This is a genomic window from Kitasatospora sp. NPDC057738, from assembly GCF_042798815.1.
GTDB classification, from domain to species: Bacteria; Actinomycetota; Actinomycetes; order Streptomycetales; family Streptomycetaceae; genus Kitasatospora; species Kitasatospora lactacystinica.
Genome location: NZ_JBHVJT010000075.1, coordinates 1 through 19,247 on the forward strand (window position 1 = coordinate 1; position 19,247 = coordinate 19,247).

19 protein-coding genes, 1 tRNA gene and 1 other RNA gene are annotated in these 19,247 nt (G+C 68.3%); 8 read left to right on the forward strand and 13 right to left on the reverse strand.

Annotated features, from left to right (window positions below; genetic code table 11):
• The coding region (locus ACFVGO_RS31520; protein ID WP_380635429.1) for a DNA polymerase III subunit gamma and tau at window positions 1-1,310 on the reverse strand (1,310 nt) is incomplete at its 3' end.
• Between the two features lie 77 nt (window positions 1,311-1,387).
• An RNA gene (ffs, locus tag ACFVGO_RS31525) (signal recognition particle sRNA small type) lies at window positions 1,388-1,478 on the reverse strand.
• A gap of 110 nt (window positions 1,479-1,588) precedes the next feature.
• Between ffs and ACFVGO_RS31530 the strand changes: the two genes are divergently transcribed.
• The 3 genes from ACFVGO_RS31530 to ACFVGO_RS31540 all read left to right on the forward strand — a co-directional run bounded on the left by ACFVGO_RS31530 (window position 1,589) and on the right by ACFVGO_RS31540 (window position 3,607).
• Window positions 1,589-1,673: transfer RNA gene (locus ACFVGO_RS31530), tRNA-Ser, on the forward strand.
• 303 nt (window positions 1,674-1,976) lie between these two features.
• Window positions 1,977-2,810 (forward strand): hypothetical protein, encoded by an 834-nt coding sequence (locus ACFVGO_RS31535; protein WP_380635431.1) that lies wholly within the window; start codon window positions 1,977-1,979, stop codon window positions 2,808-2,810.
• A complete protein-coding gene (locus ACFVGO_RS31540) occupies window positions 2,807-3,607 on the forward strand; it encodes a hypothetical protein (RefSeq protein WP_380635434.1) in 801 nt (266 codons plus the stop codon). Before ACFVGO_RS31535 ends, ACFVGO_RS31540 begins: the two co-directional genes overlap by 4 nt.
• A gap of 48 nt (window positions 3,608-3,655) precedes the next feature.
• Here ACFVGO_RS31540 and ACFVGO_RS31545 read toward each other — a convergent pair whose 3' ends face one another.
• The 3 genes from ACFVGO_RS31545 to ACFVGO_RS31555 form a co-directional block, all read right to left on the reverse strand.
• Window positions 3,656-4,900 (reverse strand): tyrosine-type recombinase/integrase, encoded by a 1,245-nt coding sequence (locus ACFVGO_RS31545; protein ID WP_380635436.1) that lies wholly within the window; start codon window positions 4,898-4,900, stop codon window positions 3,656-3,658.
• A 10-nt stretch (window positions 4,901-4,910) separates the two neighbouring features.
• Window positions 4,911-5,216, reverse strand: a complete 306-nt coding sequence (locus tag ACFVGO_RS31550; RefSeq protein WP_380635438.1) for a helix-turn-helix domain-containing protein — start codon at window positions 5,214-5,216, stop codon at window positions 4,911-4,913.
• A gap of 363 nt (window positions 5,217-5,579) precedes the next feature.
• Window positions 5,580-6,122 (reverse strand): helix-turn-helix domain-containing protein, encoded by a 543-nt coding sequence (locus tag ACFVGO_RS31555; protein ID WP_380458120.1) that lies wholly within the window; start codon window positions 6,120-6,122, stop codon window positions 5,580-5,582.
• Between the two features lie 206 nt (window positions 6,123-6,328).
• On the opposite strand from ACFVGO_RS31555, the gene ACFVGO_RS31560 reads away from it, so the two are divergent.
• The gene (locus ACFVGO_RS31560) at window positions 6,329-7,879 is read left to right on the forward strand and encodes a DnaB-like helicase N-terminal domain-containing protein (RefSeq protein ID WP_380635440.1); all 1,551 of its coding nucleotides are present in this window, start codon (window positions 6,329-6,331) and stop codon (window positions 7,877-7,879) included.
• A 692-nt stretch (window positions 7,880-8,571) separates the two neighbouring features.
• Here the strand turns inward: ACFVGO_RS31560 and ACFVGO_RS31565 are convergent.
• Together ACFVGO_RS31565 and ACFVGO_RS31570 are read right to left on the reverse strand one after the other, a co-directional pair.
• Window positions 8,572-9,048, reverse strand: a complete 477-nt coding sequence (locus ACFVGO_RS31565; RefSeq protein ID WP_380635441.1) for an NUDIX domain-containing protein — start codon at window positions 9,046-9,048, stop codon at window positions 8,572-8,574.
• 89 nt (window positions 9,049-9,137) lie between these two features.
• Complete coding sequence (locus tag ACFVGO_RS31570) at window positions 9,138-10,055, reverse strand: FkbM family methyltransferase (RefSeq protein WP_380635444.1); 918 nt, start codon at window positions 10,053-10,055, stop codon at window positions 9,138-9,140.
• A 103-nt stretch (window positions 10,056-10,158) separates the two neighbouring features.
• Between ACFVGO_RS31570 and ACFVGO_RS31575 the strand changes: the two genes are divergently transcribed.
• Window positions 10,159-10,659, forward strand: a complete 501-nt coding sequence (locus tag ACFVGO_RS31575) for an AAA family ATPase (protein ID WP_380356649.1) — start codon at window positions 10,159-10,161, stop codon at window positions 10,657-10,659.
• Here ACFVGO_RS31575 and ACFVGO_RS31580 read toward each other — a convergent pair.
• Genes ACFVGO_RS31580 through ACFVGO_RS31595 form a run of 4 tightly spaced genes read right to left on the reverse strand, consistent with a single transcriptional unit; the run spans window position 10,617 to window position 14,591 of the window.
• Window positions 10,617-11,507, reverse strand: a complete 891-nt coding sequence (locus ACFVGO_RS31580) for a hypothetical protein (RefSeq protein WP_380635446.1) — start codon at window positions 11,505-11,507, stop codon at window positions 10,617-10,619. The genes ACFVGO_RS31575 and ACFVGO_RS31580 overlap by 43 nt on opposite strands.
• Window positions 11,504-12,739, reverse strand: coding sequence for a glycosyltransferase (locus tag ACFVGO_RS31585; RefSeq protein ID WP_380635448.1), 1,236 nt, complete (start codon window positions 12,737-12,739; stop codon window positions 11,504-11,506). Before ACFVGO_RS31585 ends, ACFVGO_RS31580 begins: the two co-directional genes overlap by 4 nt.
• Window positions 12,736-13,440, reverse strand: coding sequence for a hypothetical protein (locus ACFVGO_RS31590; RefSeq protein ID WP_380635450.1), 705 nt, complete (start codon window positions 13,438-13,440; stop codon window positions 12,736-12,738). The genes ACFVGO_RS31585 and ACFVGO_RS31590 overlap by 4 nt, the downstream gene beginning before the upstream one ends.
• Window positions 13,437-14,591 (reverse strand): glycosyltransferase, encoded by a 1,155-nt coding sequence (locus ACFVGO_RS31595; RefSeq protein ID WP_380635452.1) that lies wholly within the window; start codon window positions 14,589-14,591, stop codon window positions 13,437-13,439. The genes ACFVGO_RS31590 and ACFVGO_RS31595 overlap by 4 nt, the downstream gene beginning before the upstream one ends.
• 142 nt (window positions 14,592-14,733) lie before the next feature.
• Between ACFVGO_RS31595 and ACFVGO_RS31600 the strand changes: the two genes are divergently transcribed.
• The 3 genes from ACFVGO_RS31600 to ACFVGO_RS31610 all read left to right on the forward strand — a co-directional run bounded on the left by ACFVGO_RS31600 (window position 14,734) and on the right by ACFVGO_RS31610 (window position 17,460).
• A complete protein-coding gene (locus ACFVGO_RS31600; RefSeq protein ID WP_363648464.1) occupies window positions 14,734-15,705 on the forward strand; it encodes a helix-turn-helix transcriptional regulator in 972 nt (323 codons plus the stop codon).
• Window positions 15,702-16,271 (forward strand): peptide deformylase, encoded by a 570-nt coding sequence (locus tag ACFVGO_RS31605; protein WP_380635454.1) that lies wholly within the window; start codon window positions 15,702-15,704, stop codon window positions 16,269-16,271. The genes ACFVGO_RS31600 and ACFVGO_RS31605 overlap by 4 nt, the downstream gene beginning before the upstream one ends.
• Window positions 16,272-16,392: 121 nt before the next feature.
• On the forward strand, window positions 16,393-17,460 hold the full coding sequence (locus tag ACFVGO_RS31610; protein ID WP_380635456.1) for a hypothetical protein: 1,068 nt from the start codon (window positions 16,393-16,395) through the stop codon (window positions 17,458-17,460).
• 334 nt (window positions 17,461-17,794) lie between these two features.
• Here ACFVGO_RS31610 and ACFVGO_RS31615 read toward each other — a convergent pair whose 3' ends face one another.
• Both ACFVGO_RS31615 and ACFVGO_RS31620 read right to left on the reverse strand, forming a co-directional pair.
• Window positions 17,795-18,739 carry a restriction endonuclease gene (locus ACFVGO_RS31615; protein ID WP_380635458.1) on the reverse strand — a complete coding sequence of 315 codons (945 nt, stop codon included), beginning with the start codon at window positions 18,737-18,739 and terminating at the stop codon, window positions 17,795-17,797.
• Window positions 18,740-19,087: 348 nt separating this feature from the next.
• Window positions 19,088-19,237 (reverse strand): hypothetical protein, encoded by a 150-nt coding sequence (locus ACFVGO_RS31620; protein ID WP_158835758.1) that lies wholly within the window; start codon window positions 19,235-19,237, stop codon window positions 19,088-19,090.
• Between the last annotated feature and the right edge of the window lie 10 nt (window positions 19,238-19,247).

Below are 19,247 nucleotides of genomic sequence, written 5' to 3' on the forward strand. Positions count from 1 at the left end.
GCCGGGACGGGAGCGGCCTGCGTCTGGGGCGCGGCCGGGGCGGGCGCCACCGGCACCTCGCCCACCGGCGCGGCCGCCGCCGGGGCAACCGCCGCCGGGGCCGTCATCGGCATGCCCACCGGGGCCGCCACCGTCGCGGCGAACCCGCCCGCCGCCGCCCGTCGCTCCAGCTTGTCCAGCCGTGCCTGCAGCGACAGCTCGTCGCTGTAGGCGCCCGGCAGCATCACCCGGGCGCAGATCAGCTCCAGCTGCAGCCGGGGCGCCGCGTTGCCGCGCATCTCGGTCAGCCCGGTGTTGACGATGTCGGCGGCCCGGCTCAGCTCGGCCGCGCCGAACGCGTCCGCCTGGGCCTGCATCACCGCGACCCGGTCGGCCGGGGCGTCGATCAGCCCCTTCTCCCCGGCGTCCGGCACGGTGGCCAGGATCACCAGGTCGCGCAGCCGCTCCAGCAGGTCGGTCACGAAGCGACGCGGGTCGTGCCCGCCCTCGACCACCCGGTCGACCACCTGGAACACCGTCGCCCCGTCGTGCGCGGCGAAGGCGTCCACCACCTCGTCCAGCAGCGCGGAGTCGGTGTAGCCGAGCAGCGACGTGGCCATCTGGTACGTGACGCCGCCCTCGGCGGCCCCGGCCAGCAGCTGGTCCATCACCGACATCGAGTCACGCACCGACCCGGCACCCGCCCGCACCACCAGGGGGAACACGGTGTCCTCGACCTGGATCCCCTCCCGGCCGCACACCTCCGCCAGGTAGTCGCGCAGCGTGCCGGGCGGGACCAGCCGGAACGGGTAGTGGTGCGTCCGGGACCGGATCGTCCCGATCACCTTCTCCGGCTCGGTGGTCGCGAAGATGAACTTGAGGTGCTCCGGCGGCTCCTCGACGACCTTGAGCAGCGCGTTGAAGCCGGCCGAGGTCACCATGTGCGCCTCGTCCAGGATGAAGATCTTGTACCGGCTGTGCACCGGCGCGAAGAACGCCCGCTCGCGCAGTTCGCGCGCGTCGTCCACACCACCGTGCGAGGCGGCGTCGATCTCGATCACGTCGATCGACCCGGGCCCGCCGGTCGCGAGGTCCCGGCAGGACTGGCACTCCCCGCAGGGCGTCGGCGTCGGCCCCTGTTCACAGTTGAGGCAACGGGCCAGGATGCGCGCGCTCGTCGTCTTTCCACACCCACGCGGCCCGCTGAACAGGTACGCGTGGTTGACCCTGTTGTTGCGCAGGGCCTGCTGGAGCGGAGCGGTCACGTGCTCCTGCCCGATGACCTCCGCGAAGGTCTCGGGGCGGTAGCGGCGGTACAGGGCTAGGGACACACCCCCGACGATATCGGGACGGACCGACAAACGCGTCGCCCCTCACCCCTCACCCCTCACCCCGGCCCCGGGAACGCAAAGACCCCCCGTGCACCCGCCAGAGCCCTCCTACCCTTGCTGCCTTCCGGCCCTGGGGGGGTTCAGAGAGATGACGCCACACGAGGGGCTGACCCCCACAGTACCGGATCCCGGCCCCGACGATCCACAGGCCACCCCATCCCTCCGCCTGCGGGACAGGTGGTCGCGACCACCCCGAAACATGTACTAAGCTCTCCCACGGAGGATTCGCCTAGAGGCCTAGGGCGCACGCTTGGAAAGCGTGTTGGGGGCAACCCCTCACGAGTTCGAATCTCGTATCCTCCGCCTCCGCCCGCCAGGGCAAACGAAGGGCTCGACCGCACTGCGGTCGAGCCCTTCGTCGTCTCGTGGTCTCAGTTTTGGTCTCACTTGTGGTTCTGGGCCTTCAAAACATCCGCTGCAACACCGCCGGGCGTCTCACGCGTGTTCACAGCCCCGCCCAGCCGAGACCATCATCAAGGCGAGGCCGGCCCCCACAGACCGGACGACGCCCAACCTGATCAGCGCCGAACAGCAACGGCCGCATCAGGCATGGCGAGCTGCGCGCATTCACTCGAATCACACCAGCCGGCCAGGCACACTGGCGCAGTGAACACCGTCGACATCCGCAGCCTGGAACGGCTTGAGGGCGCTGTCCTGGACGACACCGCTTCACTCGCCTCGGCCCTCCGCCTCTGTGTTGTGTTGGCCAGGCACGCACACCATCAGGACCTGCGTATGTGGGCACTGAAAGAGCTCGACGGCTACGAAGCCAACGACGAGCTGCCCGCCTACCGGAGGGTGCCAGCCGCCCTGATGGTCAGCGTCAATCGCTACTTCCTGGGTGGCGTGCAGCAGGTCAACAGCCTTCGAATCAGCCGGAATCAGCTACCCCAGCCAGCTCGCGAACGAGGCATTGGCGAGAACGCACCTATCCGCCAAGGCATCAGGGAGCTCGAAGTCTTGGTCACGCAGGTGGAGAGAGTGGTACACCTGAGCCCGCCGGGATCAGCCGAGTACGCACTCCTCATGACCGAGGAGCAGGAACGGCTCGGCAACGAAGGCACCGAGATCACATCCATCCACTGGGAAGTCGCCGTTCCAAGCATCGAGGGCATCCTCGATCGCATCAGGACTCGGCTGACGCAGTTCGTCGCAGAGGTGAGAACTTCCATGCCCTCAGGCCAGCAGAACCCCGAGCCCGCCCAAATCGACGCTGCTGCGCAGCAGGCACTCAACATCAGCGGCGGAGACAACTCCACCTTCAACATCGTCGCGCCGAATGCCCACGCCGACCGGGGCGGCACTGCCAGCGCCAACGTCAACGAATCGGCACCGGCGGCGGTCCAACCGTGGTGGCACCGCTGGTCTGTGATCTGGACCGCCCTGGGAGTGGTCGTGGCAGCGGCCGGGGTAGTTGCGACCGTGCTCCTGGCCAAGTGAGCACATCCCGTCACGGCTTGGCGCGACTGGAGCATGACGTTCTCGATGAGTCCTGTTCACTCGCTTCGGTCCTGCGCCAGGTAGTGGCTCTTGGTGGGCGCGCTCGCTCTGGGGCCCTTCGCGCCTGGGCTACACAGGAGCTACAGGGCTACCGCGGTGACAGCCAGGAGCTGCCTGACTACCGGGTAGTGCCAGCACCGATCATGATTGATGCGATATCAGGCTTCCATCAGATCAAGGGACAGCAGATCAGTACGTTCGATCTGCCGGACTTCGCGCGCGACATCGTGAAGGAAGAAGTCGCCTTCGTCCAGGGAGTTGGCGAGCTTGAGGCGATGATCAAGGACCGGCAGGATCCGATCATCAGGCTCACGCCAGCCATGTCCGCCGCCCTGGCGCAGATAATGACTCAGCGGGCACCAGACCGTCGAGTCCAGGTGGAGACTGTGTATTGGCAGGTTCACGTATCTGCCGTACAGGGCGTCCTGGATCAAATCCGTACGCGGTTGACTCAGCTGGTCAGTGAACTCATTGCCGCAATGCCACCAGGACAGCAAGAACCCACACCAGACCAGGTGTCCCAGGCCCTTCAACACATCAACATCACAGTCGGCGACAACTCACCTGTGAACGTAACCGCACCCAGCGCAGTTGCTCACCGAGACAGTACGGCAACCGCCAACATCAACGGACCGGCACTGCAACCTTTCTTGCGTCGCGCTGCGGTCCTCTGGACGGCCGTCGGGGCGTCGGTCGCAGCTGCCGCTGCGGTCATCGTTTGGATCGCTTTGAAGTGACTCGGGGTGGCTTGCCAGTCGGCCAGCCACCCCATAAATCGAGGCCCGTTAAGTCGCGCCTTCGTTGCCATCCCCCAGGCCAACGCCAGCCTCGCCCCACAGCGCCACGCCGATCTTCTTGCCGACGTCGTTCAGCATCGGCTCGGTGACGTGCTGGTAGCGCTGGGCCATCGAGGTCGAGGACCAGCCCATGATCGCCATGACGATCCGCTCCGGCACACCAAGCAGGAGGAGGACGGTCGAGGCGGTGTGGCGGGCGTCGTGGAGGCGGCCGTCGCGGATGCCAGCCTCCCTCAGGAGCCGCTTCCAGTGGTGGTAGTCGGTGCTGGGGTTGAGCGGCGCTCCGGTCTCCGAGGTGAAGACGTAGCCCTTGTCCGTCCAGAGGTCCCGTGCGAGGGCGCGCTCGCGGTCCTGCTCCTCCTTGTGCTGCCGGAGGATCACGACGAGCTGCTCGGGCAGCGGCACCGCGCGTCGCCCAGCTCGGGACTTGGTGTCCTTGGTCTCGCGGCGGATTGGCTCCTTCTGGGGGCAGAAGCCGGGCTTGCGCCCGCAGCGGTCGCCGCAGCCGTGCCGGTACTTGGGCCGCAGCCGGCCGCGCTTGACCCAGGCAACGCCTCGGGTGAAGTCGATGTCCTTCCACTGGAGCCCGAGCACCTCGCCCTGCCGCAGGCCGAGGGCGAGCGCGAAGATCCAGCGAGCGGAGTTGCGGCTCTTACGCGCCGTGTCCATGAGCGCCTGGACCTCCTCGATCTCGAATGGCTCGACCTCCTCCTCTTCGAGCTTCGGGGCCTTGGCGATCGTGGCCACGTTGCGGGTGAGGTGTTGGCGCCGCACGGCCTCGCCGAGGGCGACCCGGACGGTGCGGTGGGCCTGGTGGGCGGTACCGGCGGCGCTGCCAGCGGCCTGCATCTTCTTGTAGAAGCGCTCCAGGTGCTCGGGCTCCAGCTTCTCCAGTCGGTGCGCGCCGAGGCCGGGAACGAGGTGCACGCGGACTGCAACCTCGTATCCGGCGTACGTGTTCTCGCTGACGGTGTCGGGGACGATCTCGGTTATCCAGTGGGTCAGCCACTTGCCGACCGTCCACTTCTGGCCGGCCTTGGGCACGGCGCCATCGTCGCGCAGCTTCTCCAGCTTGCGGACCTTGGCCGTGACCTCGGGCCGGGTCTTGGCACTGACGTGGCGGCGGTCGGGGGTGCCGTCGTCCTTGACGCCGACCGTGACGCGGCCGTGCCAGCGGCCGTCGCTACCCTCGTAGATCGAGGAGTCGCCGTTGGGTTTGCGGGTCTTCGCCATCTGCGCCCCCTCAGGCCGCAAGGGCGGCGTTCGAAGCGGCAGCGGCCGTGCGGGCGGCCACGTACTCCTTGAGCGCCTCGGCGGGCACTCGACGGAGGCGGCCGATCGTCACGGACGGGACTTCGCCGGAGGCGACCAGGGCGTACATGGTCGTCCGGCCGACGCCGAGACGGCGGGCGGCTTCCTCAACAGTGAGAGCAACGAGCGTCGGGTCGACTGCACCACCGCCCTGATCCGCAATCAGGCGGAGGAGGATGCGCTCGGTAGTGCCGAGAGCGCGGGCCACCCGGGCAAGCTCCAACGATGTTTCGGGCATGGGTGTCCTATCCCGGCGGCGCTTTCGGCTATGCGCCGCCGTTGTCGGTGTTCCAGGGATGGGCGAATCGGTTGTATGGGCCCGCGTTGTGACCCCGGCGTTCGTAGCACCGAGGGGTTGCGGAAGGCATGGCGGGTCGAGGCTCCACGGGCGGGCAAAGCCCGTGGTCGGACCGGCGGGAGGGGACGTTAGCGGTTGATTACGGCCGCACCAAACCACCGAACGTCCAGCATGATCTGGTCCTCATCGGATCAGCGGCAGGAGTGACGTGCGGACTCGGCAACGTGCAGCAGGCACCCTCAAGTGGCCAAGGCCGCCGTTGGGGGCGACGGGCTACGTCGCGGCTCCTGGGTCAGCGAGACCCTAGGCGTCGGGCGAGCCGGGCGGAAGGCTCGGCGAGTGGTGGTCGTCACCAGCCTCGTCAGCCACGACCTGGGTGATCATCGCGCTGATGAGTTCGGCAAGGTTCGGGTGGGCTGCGCCGTAGGCATCGAGCGCATCACGGGCGCGATTCATCTCCTTGCGAGCGGTGACGGACTTCTGCCAGCTCTCGGCGAACTCCGCCAGCAACCGCTTCACGTGGGCGTTGGCAGCGATCTCGGGTGGCCCGACCAGGTTGTCCAGGGAGATGTCGAAGACCTTGGCGAAGCCGATGGCCTCGTCCAGGTTCACCCTGCGACGCGGTTCACCGCTCTCGATGCGCCACACCGCCGACTGGTTGAGCGGGTAGCCGGCCTCGGTCAGGCGCTCCGCAAGCGTGGCAGTACTCCACCCGCGCGCCTCGCGCTCCATCTTGATGCGTTGGGCGACGTTCTCCTCCCCTTCCAGTCGCCGTCTCGGATCCGCACCAGCCACGATCAACCCTCCATGCATCGTCATTAAGCCCATTTGCAATGCGCCGAGCACGACGTTAACGTGATGCAAAGCGAAACGCAACTAAGCCGAACCGCATCGACGAGCCGGGCCAGCCACCCGGCATCGCGACAACACAAAGGCCCCCGGCGCTACGAACGCCGAGGGCCGAAGCAGAACCTCGAAACCGCCCATCCCTGGAACAGTCGACAACGGAGGAACCGGGTAGCCGCCCAGCGCCTCCGAGTGAGGACACCGCTGTGGACAAGCCTACGGCCCCGCCGTCAAAGCCGTCATCCAACGACGGGCGACGGGGCGACGCGTCGAACGCTCACGTCGGCCCCACCTCCGGAGAGCCGCCGCACAACGTCGACGCCGAACAGGCGGTCCTCGGCGCCTGCATGCTGAACCACCAGGCGGTGGAGAAGGTCCGCGGCACTTTGGACGCAGGCGACTTCTACCGGCCTGCCCACGAGACCATCTGGCGCGCGATCCTGGCCCTACGCGCCGAGGACGCGCCCACCGACCCCATCGCCCTCACCGACCACCTGCAGCGTACGGGCGATCTCTCCCGCGTCGGGGGCTCGTCCTACCTCCACACGCTGGTCGCCGCCGCGCCGCCCTCGACGGACAACGCCGACTACTACGCTCAGATCGTGCGTCGCGATGCCCAACTGCGGACCCTGCACGCCACCGGCATCCGCACGGTCCAGCATGCCCTGGCTCCGGGCGCCGACCCGGACGAGATCCGTACCACCGTCGAGGCCGAGATCCGTGCCGAGCGCGAACGCGCCCTGGCCTCCGGCAACAGCCGCCTGTCTCGCTACATCGTCAACGGCTGGGATTTCGTCACCAAGACCGGCGCGGACAAGGAACCCTTGTGGGGCACCCGCGAACAGACCGCCTGGGCCTCCGGCGAAAGCCTGATGATCGTGGGCGCGCCAGGCGTCGGCAAGACCACCATCGCCCACCAGGTCATCCTCGCCCGCCTCGGCCTCCAGGCCGCCGTCCTCGATCTCCCCGTGGCCGAGGGAGAACGCGTCCTCTACCTCGCCATGGACCGCCCCCAGCAGATCGCCCGCGCCATGGCCCGCCGCATCCTGCCTGCCGACGAGGCCCACCTGCGCGACCGCCTCGCCGTGTGGCAGGGACCGCTCCCCGCCACCCTCGACAAGGAACCCGATCTCCTCGCCGAACTCGCCGCCGCCCACCGCGCCGACACCATCGTCATCGACAGCCTCAAGGACGCGGTCAGCACCCTCGTGGACGACTCCCTGGCCGTCGCCTTCAACAACGCCCGCATGCGGGCCCTGCGCGCAGGCGTCCAGATCATGGAGCTCCACCACCAGCGCAAGGCCGCCGCCGACGCACCGCGCGGCATGCGGCCGACGCTCGACCGGGTGTACGGCTCGACGTGGCTGACCGCCGGAGCAGGCAGCGTTCTGTTCATCGCCGGAGAGGCCGGCGACCCGGCGGTCACCATCCACCACCTCAAGACCGTGACCGGCGAGATCGGACCGCTACCGGTCATCCACGACCATCAGCGCGGCACGACCTACGTCGAACCCACCCTCGACCCGGTCACCCTCCTCCGCGCCGCGACAGACGGACTGACCGCCCGTGACCTGGCGACCGCCCTGACCGGCGAGGCCAACCCTGACCGCGCCGACATCGAGAAGGCCCGCCGCCACCTGGACCGCCTGGTCAAGGGCGGACTGGCGGTCAAGAGCGAGGGCACCGCTGGTGGTGTCGGAGGCGGTCAGCAGGCCCGGTACCGCCCGTCCGCTCGGCACATCACCGCCGCCTCCTAACCTTGCGGCGGTCACCGAGGTGACCGGGGACAGTGCACTGACCGCTGTCCCCGGCCAGTCCGTCGTTCTGACCGAGGACAGTGACCGGCGGGTCGGTCAGTCGGTCACTCCCGCTGACCGAACTGACCGCATCGGTCAGCGCCCCCTGCGAAACGTGGCAACCGGCGCAGGCGACCGCATCGGTCGCAGCCTTTGCCGCCGGTCCGCATGCGGATCACCAACGCTCCCAGGCGGCAGTGGCGGGACGTGCTCCCGTTCACGGGGCCGTCCACGCAGCCCTCTCGCGCTGAGCGTGGCGACAACCCTCACAGCGTCCACGCGGAGCACAGAAACCGCAGGTGAAACGATCACGAAGTCGTACACGCCGTCCACTCGGCCCAGCGTTCACGCGCGAGCCCCCCTTTAGAAGGGGGCTCGCGTGTACGCACCGGCGTGGACGCCTCATCGTCCAAGCCTCTGTCAGGCTGTCTGGAGCCAGAGCAAGTTGTGGGATAAGCGATGCTTACCCCGGCACCGCCAAGGCGGAGCAAGTTGTGGGGCAAGGAGTCCTTACCCCGCCCACTCCCCCTGGAGGAGCAGTTGCCCTCGCCCAGGGGTGCGAGGGCAACGCAGCCGGCCGCCATACGGGAGCCCGCATCCTCCCGCTCGGTGGCAGCTTCCGAGCGGGAGGATGCCCAACCAACGTCGCCCCCTCACACCGTGGCGACCGACCATCCGTAGCGGGAGAAAGAGGGACCTCCATCGTGGTAGGCGGCCAGTGCCTGCACGGAGGTCGGGAACGCGGGCTCGGGGAAGCGATCCGCCTCGACCCACTGGGCGGCCAGGTGCTTGTCCGGCTCGGTGTTGGTCAGTTCGCCGGTCCATTTGTCGGTGGCGAAGACGAAGAGGACGAACTGCCCGGCTTGGTCCCAGCCCTGTTCGACGTGGATGACGTGGACGAGTACGAGATCGGACGGGTCGACGAGCAGGCCGGTCTCCTCCTTGAGTTCGCGGGCGGCGGCCTCGTCCAGGGCTTCACCGGGCTCGGCCTTGCCACCGGGGATGGTCCAGGCCGGCTGGGGGGACCAGTTGCGGGCTGCGTAGAGCACGGCGGCGATCGTGTCGGTGTCCTGGTCGTGGACGATCACGCTGACCGCGTTGCGGCTGTTCATCACGCTGGTGGTGGTCACGGTGCCCACTCCTTGTTGAAGTGCCGGAGGATTCCGGCGGTCCGGCCGGGTGGCTGGGACTGGCTCCACAGCTCGGGCGGCCTGGGCGCTCAGCGCCCGAGCGTGAGGCGGTCAGCGTCGGTGCGGGAGAAGACCAGGTCGGTCATCTGCTCTGGGCTCTTCGTGCACCGGACGGGCGGCTGCGGTCGGCACATGGCTTGGGGGTAGGTGGCCGGGTCGTAGTCGTTGGTGAGCGTGTACGGGTGGAAGCCGTGCTCGCGCAGGGCGTCGATGATGCCGGCGGCGCTCTCGCCCTGCTTTGCCAGGAGCTTGGGGGTGACTTCCACGACCAGCTCGACATCCTCGCGCAGGTGCGACAGCGCGGGCAGCAGTCCCCTGACCGCCGCCGCCTCGGCGCCCTCGACGTCGATCTTGATGACTCGGGCGGTGTCGAGTTCGGCCTGGCCGAGGAGTTCGGTGAGCGGTGCGGCTGGCACGTGGAAGGTGGTGTGGACGTGGCGGGGCCGGATGGCGGTGATGTGACCGAGGTTGGCCGGGTCCTCCAGGTAGAGGACCAGCGTGCCGGTGGTGTCGGAGGCGGCGGCGCGGACGGTGCGGATGTTGTCCCGGCGGTTGACGGTGGCCGCGCTGGTGAGGTCGTCATGGAACTGCGGGGTGGGCTCGATGGCGACGACTCGGCCGGTCGGTCCGACTGCGTGGGAGGCCAGGAGGCTGAACACACCACGGTGGGCCCCGACGTCGACGAATGTGTCCCCGGGCCGCAGGCGGTCGCGCAGGAAGGCACTCAGGTTCGGCTCCCACTCGCCGAAGAGGTACTCGTAGCGCTGGATGACGTCGCTGGTGGTGACGGTGACCAGGTCACCCGAGCGCAACCGGGCGGCGGTGTGGAGGGGACGGGTTCGCAGGTGGTCGTCGAGGAAACGGTCGACGAGCTGGGCTTTGCCGACAGTTCCGGGTGCGTGGCGGACGTAGGCCCGCAGCAGGCGGGCGAGGGCGGAGGCGGACACGCTGTGCTCCTTCGAGTGGCGGCGGGTGCGGAACGCGGCTCCCGGAGCCGCCCGTGGTGGCAGACTTGCCGGTGAACGCTGGTAGCGGTGAGGGGAGTTGTCGGTGGCCGAGAGTGGTCCGGTGGTGTTCCTGCTGGTGGGGCTCACCGGTTCGGGGAAGACGACCTACGCCCAGCGGGAGCTGGAGCCGCAGGGTGCGGTGCGGCTGTCGGTAGACGAGGCCGTCCACGAGCGGCACGGCCGGTATGGGATCGACTATCCGGAGAACACCTACTTCGAGAAGGAGGCCCCGGTCGTCGCCGAGCTGCACTCCCGCCTGGTCGAGCTGGTCTCCGAGGGCCGGGACGTGGTGTGGGACCACGGACTGTGGCAGCGGAAGGACCGCGACGCGATGAAGGAGCTGGTGGAGGCGGCCGGCGGTCGGTGGCGGCTGCTGTACTTCCCCGTCGATCGGGACGAGCTGCTGCGCAGGCTGGCCGAGCGCAACCAGCGGGGGGACGCGAACGCGCTGATCGTGACCCCTGAGGCTTTGGACGACTTCTTCGCGCGGTTCGAGGCGCCTCAGGACGAGGGCGAGGAGATCGTGGAACCAGGCTGGCTCTGACGGGGCGGACGCCAGGCAGCGTGGATCTGGGCGGCTTCGGCGGCCCAGTCGTCGGGCAGGCGGTCGAGGGTGACGTGGCGGAAGGCCAGGCGGGGGTCGGAGACGTCGATGCGGCCGTGGTGGCGGTCGATGTGCTGCAGCAGGCGGGTGGCCTCGGTCCGGACGGCCGGAGTGTGCTCGGTCCAGGCGCCGGACGTGAAGCGGTCGACACGGCGGCGCAGGTCGTCCAGGACGCCGGCGCGCCACTTGAAGTGGTGGACGCACGCGAGCGTGTGCGAGTCGGCCCTACGGCCGGGGGCACGGTGGTTGCCGGAGGCAATCGTGACATCGGAGAGCGCGAGGACGATCTTGCGAGGGTCGCCCTGCAGGAGGCGGTGGGTGAGGTGACCGCCGAGCGGGAAGGCGCGGTCAAGCCCGGTCTCGGGCCGCCAGAGGGCGAGTCGGCCGTCCGCGCTGACGCGGTCGAGCATCAGGCCACCCACGACCGCCCGACCGTTCTCCTCGGCCTCCGCCGCCACGTCGCTGAGCGTGGCCGGGTACGTGTGGAACTCGTCGGAGTCGGCGAGCAGGTGCCAGCCGGGGCCGGCCTGCTGGCGCAGAGCGTCGCGCAGTTCGGTGTTGGTGTGCTCGTGCCACGGCCCGGTGCTGACCTGGCCGGTGGGCAGGTCAAGTTCCCGGGCGGTGCCCAGCAACTGGCGACGCCAAGCGTCGGGGACGTGCTCGGCGAAGTGGAAGGCGAGGTGGAAGCGCTCGATGCCGAGCCGGCGGTAGTGGGCGGCCCAGGCGGTCAGCAGGGCCGGTTCGACCGGGCCGATCACGGCGACCAGCGCGGGGGCGGCGGGCGTCATCGGTACTCCTTGATCAGGTCGGTGTAGGTGTCGATGAGGTAGGCGGCCTGCTCGGCTGCCGGCAGCATGTCCAGCGCCGTGGGTGCCTTCGGCCCCGGCTGCTCCGGCGGCCCGTCCGCCAGAGCGTCCAGCGCGGCGGCCAGGGCACCCGGGTCGCCGGCCGGGAACACCTGGGCCCAGGGCTGCCCGACCAGCCGCTCGGTCAGGTCCGGGTCGTGGTCGGAGACGATCAGCGGGACATCGAGCCGGACGGCGTCCATGACCAGGCCGGACTCCTTGCCGGTGCCGGGACACCGGGCCACCACGGCGGCATCGGCGGCGGCATAGACCAACCGGAGAACGTCCTCGCCGACCGGGCCGGGCACGGTGTGGACCCGGACACGGGGCAGGCGGTGCCAGCGTTCGAGTACCGCGTCGTCCAGCGGAGTGCCGCAGACCAGGACGTGTAGCGGCTTGGTGAGGCGGGCCAGGGCGGCATCGACGGTGGCGATGTCCTTGTAGGGCCACCAGCCGCCGACCAGGCAAACCGCCGTCGCCGAGGCGGGGATGGTGAAGGCGGCGCGGGCACCCTCGCGCTCGGCGGCCGTGAGGGGCCGGCCGTCGTCAACAGCGAACGCCCGCACCCGGCCTGGGAGGTGGGGGAAGGCCGGGGAGAGCCGGTCGCGGACGGCGGTGGTCGGATAGAGGGCGACCACCTGCTTCTCGCTCCGCCGGGCGAGCCGACCCAGCAGCCGGACCGGCGAGTCTTCGGTGGTGACCAGTTCGTGGATGAACCGCAGGTGTGGGGTGCCGCCGAGCAGGGCGGCCATGCCGTGCAGGGCTTCGCTCGCGCTGAGGATCGCCACGGCCGCCGGCTGAGGGGCGAGGCGGCGGGCGGTACGCAGGCATCCGGCTTCGGTCAGGCAGCGGGCGATCAGGGTGACCTGGTGCGGCAGCCGGCGGAGCGGCAGCGGCCAGCGCCGTGAGCGGAAGGCCCGCTTGCCAGCGGTTGAGACGCGTTCCGCCGCGCGTGCTGCGGCCAACAGGGCCTTCGCTGCCGGACCCACCGGTCCGGCGGCGATGCAGGAGCCTGCCCTCAGCAGCGGACCGGGTCCGTCCGCGATCCCCTGCGGGGTGATGACCACGGCACCCGGGCGTGCGGCGGCGAGCGCCGTCAGTGTGCGCTGGTGGTGCCCGCCGCCGACGTGCGCGTGCGGCTCGATCAGGACCAGCGGCCCGTAGCGGGTGCTCATCCGGCGACCGCCTGCTCGCCGTGCAGCGTGATGAAGTGCCGGTGCAGCCAGGGCGGGTCGTTGAGCGCCTCGAAGCGCTTGGGGTCGCGGGCCGCAGTGCTGGCAAACTCCAGGCCGTCGCGGGCCCCGGCTGCCGCGTAGTCGGCGAAGTCGCCGTCCTTGCTGGCCGTCCAGGCGTCGATGCGTTCCTGGGCGGAGGCGTCAGTCATGCCGTACTCGCTGCCGCGCGCGAGCATCGCGCACTCCCGGAAGCCCGCCTTCCAGGCGTGGAACGGGGTCTGGTTGAACAGGGTGGTCCCGGCGGTGTGCGGGCTGAACTCGACCCGGCCGGGCAGCGCAGCCAGCACGTCGACGGCCTGGCCCATCTCCCGCAGTGCGCTGGTGCGGATCAGCTTGAGGCCGCCGTAGCCGTAGGTGAGCCCGTTGACCGGATTGACGGCCCGCCAGACCCGCATCGACACGCCCGCTGCCAGCGGCTCCACCGCGCTGGCGGGGAAGGCGGGGTCGATGGCGAAGTCGCCATCAGCGAGGAAGAACTGGTCGGTGTCGACGAGTTCGGCCGTGAGCAGGTAGGCGCGGCGCATCCCGCGCACCCCGTGCAGACGCTTGACGGTTCCGCCCAGCACGCGGGCCAGGCGGGTATGCAGGGAGTCGGCCAGCGGCTCGTCGTAGGAGAGCAGGACCGCGTCGAAGCCGGTCACTTGATCGCCTCCAGGTAGCGTGCGGCCACCGCAGCGGGCGTCAGGTCCGTGGTGGAGGCGAGCGCGCGCTTGGCGTGCACGATGTAGAACTCGGGGTCGGTGGCGAGGCGTTCGGCGATCCGGACGGCCTGGTCGTCGGTGTCGAATACCAGCTCCGGGTCGAGGTGCTCGGCCAGCCAGCCGATGCGAGGGCCGATCACCGGCAGGCCCATCGCCTGGCAGTCGATGACCGACATGGACCAGGGGCAGCCGGGTCGGAACGGCGCGATGCCGAAGTGGGCGCCGGCCAGCAGGTTGCGGTAGCGGACCCGGTCGCCGCGGTCGGAGGCGATGGCGACGCCGTCCACGGCCGCCAGCTCCTCCAGGTTCCGCTCGGGGCTGGGATCCAGGCGGATCCGCTCGACGCTGCGGGTGCCGAACAGGTCCATCACGGTCAGCCGCACCGGGGCCTCGGCGACGAGGTGGCGGGCGAGCTGGGTGAAGCGGGTAGTGCCGTAGTGGGCGTACAGGCGGTGGTTGTAGATGCCGACCGCCCGGCCCTCCGGCGGGGTGATCTCGGCAGGGTCGCGGACCAGGCGCACGTCCCTGGGTGCGGGGACCACGTGCAACTTCTCGGTGAGCTCGACGCCGGTTCGGGCCGCGGCAGTGGCCGTCCACGAGGCGGCGGTGCCGGAGTGGACCAGGACGCGGTCGCAGGCCGCGAGACCGGCGGCGAAGGCCAGCAGCACGCTGCGGCCCAGCCCGCCGTCGTCCATCGCGGGGTCCAGCTCCAGCTGGCCGGTGTCGGTGAAGGAGAACGGCAGGTAGTGGCAGTAGCCGGCGATCCGCGCGTCCACTCCGGCTTCCAGGAGCGCGGCGCGGATCGCGGGGGCGGCCTCGATCTGGTTGGCCACGACCACTTCGGGCTGCTGGCGGTGGAACAGCCGCACCAGGGCGCCGACGCCCGGGTTGAAGCGGGCCCGGTATTTGGTCGAGGGCGACGTGGTCCGCACGAACTGCACGCGGTCGTCGCCGGCCGGGACGGGAGCGGCCACGGTGACCTCGACCCCGGCGTCGGCCAGGGCCGGGGTGAGCATGTCGGCGAAGGTGTAGCCGGAGTCGGCAGTCAGCTGGCTGGAGTTGGAGACGTTGAGCAGGTACAGCAGGCGCATCGCTTGGGCCCTCCCTCTCTCGGCCCGGGGTCGACCCGGGCTGGCAAAAGAAGGAAACCGGCGACCAGGAGCGTGACAGAATGATGAATCGAGATCACTCACGGTTCATTCATCTCATCCAGCAGCCAGGGCGGGGGCCTTGATGGACGAGCGCGACGACAGCCCGACCGTTGAGCAAGCCGCCGAGGCGTTCGCAGCGGAGGTCTCGTACTGGCGCGAGGTACGCGGCCTGTCCAAGCGGGGGCTCGCCCTCAAGATGGGCTTCGACCCGTCGTACGTGAGCCACGTGGAATCCGGCCGGCACAAGCCGACCGAGGACTTCGCGCGTCGCTCGGAGGAGACCCTCAACGCGGGCAAGGCCGTGTGGAAGCGCTGGCTGGACTACGAGGCCGCCAAGAACCGAGCAGCCCCGGCTGCGGCTCCGCCAGCCCCGCGCCGCCCCGAGCAGCCGTACGCGACGGGCTCAGCGATCATCGTGGCACACGACGGCGCGCGCCTGGACTTCGACGGCTCCCAGTACCGGCTGACGATGCGCCGACTGTTGCGGAACACCGGCAGCGAGCCGATCACCCGCTACTTGATCCGCATCAGCGTCGACCGCTACCCCGGTGAGCCCGAGCGTTCCAACGCCCACTACCGCGAACACCCGCTGACCTGGGACGAACTCGCGCTGACCGCGACATGTCGCGGGGAGGCGATGAACTGGCAGACCAAGCACGACCGCGACGCGTTCAAGGAGGTGTGGCTGCTGTTCGAGAACGAGCAAGGCCGCTTCCCGCTCTACCCCGGCGAGGAGGTCTGGATCGAGTACGCCTACTCGGTCGGCGAGGAGAAGTGGGGCCGCTGGTTCCAGCGCGCGGTCCGCCTGCCCACCGAACACCTCGAAGTCGAACTCGTCTTCCCCGCCGCCCTCGACCCCGCCGTGTGGGGCATGGAGACGTCCATGACCGCCGAAGCGGCACCGCTTCGGACCGCCCCGATCCGGCGCGAGGAGGGCGGCATGCGCGTCTTCTCCTGGAGCACGTCCACGCCGGACCTCCACGCCCGGTACCGTCTCGAATGGCGGTTCCGGGCCCGACCCGAACGCGACACGACCCAAGGGGAGTTCAGGTGATCCAGGTGCGGCCCAGCGAGCAGATGCGTGACCTCGGCGTCGTCCAGGAGGGCGAGCCCGTACTCGCCGAGCCCGCCCGAGCGTTCGACCTGCCCACCGAGCGCGAGGCCGCCGAGCAGGTCATCGAGAAGCTGTTCACCGCCATGGAGCGCATCGGCCAAGTCCACCCTTTCGCCAAGGGCATGGGTATCGCCGCACCGCAGATCGGCATCGGCCGCGCCGCTGCCATCGTCCAGCCTGCTGCCCCGGACGCTCCGGCGGTCGTCCTGCTGAACCCGCGGATCACCGACTGCTCCGACGAGGCGGACGAGCAGTTCGAGGGCTGCCTGTCGTTCTTCGACGTTCGCGGCTTGGTCCCCCGGCCGCTGCGGATCACAGTCGAGACCACCACGCTGGACGGCCAGGTGGCCACCACCACCTACGAACGCGGACTCGCCCGCCTGATCCACCACGAGATCGATCACCTCGATGGCCTGCTCTACACCGCACGCATGCGGGTCGGCATCGACCCAATCCCCGTCGAGCAGTATCGCCAGACTGGACGAGCATGGGCCTACGAGCAGTGAACCCCGGCCAGCCCAAGCCAGAGGTCTGTATAGATATGGCACACGACACTCAGAGCCCCACCGCTGGCGCCCACCTTAACTACGGCACCCAATTGTCGGCAACGCCTGCCACTATCAACGAATGCTGAACGACTCTACGCAAAAAGTGCTCGGAGCTCTGGCCGTAATGATGTGGATCATCAGCCTGGGCCTGACACTTCAGACGGCCCCGGCGGCGCGGCTCCCAAAGGCTACCTGGTCAGAGCGGATCTCCTGGCGCGGAGCACGCAAGGCGGCTGTGCAGCGTGCAGCAGTACTGCGCGCCAAGGAAGGAGGGCTCACCTCTCCACTTTCGGCGACTGCAAGAGAATATCTTCAGCGCTCAGATCATCTCACGCTGGCATCACTTCGCGGGATTAAGTTTAAGATGGCCTTGCCTGCCGCACTGTCAATATTCGCAGGACTTGCCCTGATGCGCCGGGCGGAGCATTCGCTAAGCGGCCCATGGAAAGGGGCCGCAACCCTCCTTTCGATTGCGCCAGCCTTCTCAAGCATAGTTATTTTCCTGCTCGCTGGAGTCCCTGCGCAATCACGCTGGACAACATCCATTATCGGAACACATGCCTACGAGTCGCTGGTAAAACTTATCGACCCATTCAGAATGGGGGTGGAGCCATCTTCCATACGCCCATTTGAACCTCCCCACACCGAAGCGGTGCGGAGCCTAGAAAACCTGGCCACAGCTCTAGAGAGATACGCGCTACAGCGGGCACTGCCTGATGGACGAAATCCAATGCCTGACGTTGTCCAGGAATACGCGACTGCAGCCGCACTCGTGAGGAAACTACGCGGAGGGGTGGAGCTTGACGGGGAAACTGGCAGGATCGCCGCCAGAGATGAAATCCAGCATCTTGTGGAGTGCCTCGCAGCTAACCGAATCCGAGACATCGCCCGACAGTCCGCCAATGAGCTGGAGCCAATTCAGGCGGACTCTGTTGAGGCACACTGGCGCCGCCGCAGAGATCGGCGACAACTGATCACGCTTGTCATCTTCACGATCGTAGCCGCTGGGACCATCGCAATCCTCGCACTGGCCGGGCTCGCTGAGGCTGCGCTGGCAGCCATTGCGACCGCCCTCGTGGCGCTCTGGGTGAAAACTCTTCGCCTTCAGGAAGATTCCTCGCCTCGTGCTCCTGGCAGCGAGTCATAGCAGCAATATGGCCGAACGTAGCGGCTGCTGCCAGTTTACGAAGGCCACATGACGAGCAGGATGAGGCTGTTCCCGTACTGCGGCCTACCCAGTCTTCAAGACCGCCGTGCAAGCCGGCCTCGTACACAACCCTGGAGAGCGCCCCTGCGCGCGCTCTCATTAAGTCGCTCCGTGCCGCCTAAACCGAGCCCGTCCTGCCAGCTCAGGTTCCGCAGAGAACGCGGAGTACCTCACCACCATCCGCCTCGAACATGGGCGCCGCTCAGCAGCAATGCCCTTTCCTCAATTCGCGCCGCCGCCAAGGCCGCAAGAAGATGGCAGAGAGATCCGCAGCCTACTCCGAATCCGACAGTACTTTGGAGACCGGCAGATAGCAGTGACCTGTCTCGCTGGCATGGCGCTTCTTACGGCGGATTAGATCGTCAAGGCGAATGCGCTGGTCAAGGACAGCCATAAAGTCACCTCCGTCCACCGTTATGAACGGCGTGCTGTAGGCGTACACATCCAAGGCGTCCGAGGTGAAGCCGCTCATGCTGATGTAGAGACCAAGAGTATTCTTGCCCTTGCGTTCAATGTTGGACTTGAAGATGTCGAGCAACGGCCGTCCAATGGACTCCTTCCACCACTTGGCCTCAAGGACGTAGTGGTCGGTATCAAAGGAGAACGCGCCATCGATCTGCTCATGTTCCAGGCTGTAGGAGGCCCGCGGCTCCAGGTCGTACAAGGCGAAAAGCTCGTTGATGAACCCCTCGAAGTCTCGCCCACGCTGGTGCTTGTCGGCGGCTGAGTGCATCACGAAGAAGCGTTGCTTCAGATCCTCATGGATCTCGGTGAATGCCCGAATGGCCTGAGCCTTCTTGGCACTCTCGGCGATGGAGGCCGCGTACTCCTCATGCTCCTTGATGACCTCTTGCTGCTTTCCAGTCCATCGGCGCAACTCGGCCACGGCAGCCTCAGCCTTGGCCACCATGTCGGCTCCATCGACCTGGCTTTCGAGGTTCGGAAACCGGTCCATCCCAGCAATGTCGAGCATGAGCGCCACGGTCACATCGAGGTACCGTGCTTCATTGGCGCGGAGAAGGTCCACCAGTTCGCCGGACGTCTCGCGCTTGGTCCTGCCAAAATCAAGACGGGCCAAGAGCTCGCTATGATCCCGCAACATGCCACGCACATACCGCTCGAAGTGGCCCTTGTTCCAGAAGATGCTCCAGAGCGCATCGGCTAGTGCGTTGTAGGCGCTTGGGTTGATCGCCTTGTTGCGGGCACCAGGTTGCTGCACCGACCCCTCCTCCATGCGTACCATCGCAGACCTATCACGCTACCGCGCGACAGGCTGTTGATCAGCAGGTACGACAATCCTTGATCCGGGAGGTCGCGCTGACGCATCGCCGAGTACACGCCAGCGAACAGGGATGCAAGCGTAGGGCGAGCAGGGTTTCACCAGGGCGAACGAGGGCCCGACCACTCTGCGGTCGGGCCCTCGTCGTTCCGTAGTTGCAGTTCCCGCTGCTCTCAGGCCGGCCGAATCCGCACCAGCGAATCAGCCGGAGACCTCAGGGTCGGTTAGCTCGCCGAGAGTGATCAGCACCGGTGCGGCCTTGCACCCGGTGCTCTCGGGCCGGCAGTCTCACTCCCTACCCATGAGCTGGGCCAGCAGCGCAACCACCGCAGTCGCTCCCACCATGGCAAGCCCGAGGGTCGGTGCGCGCACGATGAGAACGACGGCGAGGATGCCCACCAGGAGGAGGACGACGGTGCGAACGCTGATCTGCTCCATGGGACTTGCC

Excerpts from the sequence above, each read along its gene's own strand:
- ACFVGO_RS31595 (WP_380635452.1), bottom strand. The coding sequence starts at position 14,591 with ATGCGCCTGCTGTACCTGCTCAACGTCTCCAACTCCAGCCAGCTGACT.
- ACFVGO_RS31585 (WP_380635448.1), bottom strand. The coding sequence starts at position 12,739 with ATGAGCACCCGCTACGGGCCGCTGGTCCTGATCGAGCCGCACGCGCAC.
- ACFVGO_RS31545 (WP_380635436.1), bottom strand. The coding sequence starts at position 4,900 with ATGGCGAAGACCCGCAAACCCAACGGCGACTCCTCGATCTACGAGGGT.
- ACFVGO_RS31550 (WP_380635438.1), bottom strand. The coding sequence starts at position 5,216 with ATGCCCGAAACATCGTTGGAGCTTGCCCGGGTGGCCCGCGCTCTCGGC.
- ACFVGO_RS31620 (WP_158835758.1), bottom strand. The coding sequence starts at position 19,237 with ATGGAGCAGATCAGCGTTCGCACCGTCGTCCTCCTCCTGGTGGGCATC.
- ACFVGO_RS31580 (WP_380635446.1), bottom strand. The coding sequence starts at position 11,507 with ATGACGCCCGCCGCCCCCGCGCTGGTCGCCGTGATCGGCCCGGTCGAA.
- ACFVGO_RS31610 (WP_380635456.1), top strand. The coding sequence starts at position 16,393 with ATGCTGAACGACTCTACGCAAAAAGTGCTCGGAGCTCTGGCCGTAATG.
- ACFVGO_RS31600 (WP_363648464.1), top strand. The coding sequence starts at position 14,734 with ATGGACGAGCGCGACGACAGCCCGACCGTTGAGCAAGCCGCCGAGGCG.